Annotated in this window: 1 tRNA gene; it reads right to left on the reverse strand. The window is 39.8% G+C overall.

The annotated features are described in order from the left end of the window. Positions 1-101 precede the first annotated feature (101 nt). A tRNA-Ile gene (locus CD111_RS11425) sits at positions 102-178 on the reverse strand. Between the last annotated feature and the right edge of the window lie 116 nt (positions 179-294).

The raw sequence follows: 294 nt of genomic DNA on the forward strand, positions 1-294 counted from the left end.
GCGCGATTATTAAGCTTGTTGAATTTCGTTAAAAATTCACTCGGTTTTTTGCTTGGTAAAATCTATTTGCTTACTTATCTAGTTTTCAATGTGCAAAAAAATGGTGGGCCTAAATGGACTCGAACCATCGACCTCACGCTTATCAGGCGTGCGCTCTAACCAGCTGAGCTATAGGCCCTATCTATTTCTTGAATGTTGAATAAACATTCAAAACTGAATACAATATGTCCACGCTATTCCATGACCTAATGGTCATTCCGTAATATCCTTAGAAAGGAGGTGATCCAGCCGCAC

The organism is Mammaliicoccus stepanovicii (assembly GCF_002902525.1).
Taxonomy (GTDB): Bacteria; Bacillota; Bacilli; order Staphylococcales; family Staphylococcaceae; genus Mammaliicoccus; species Mammaliicoccus stepanovicii.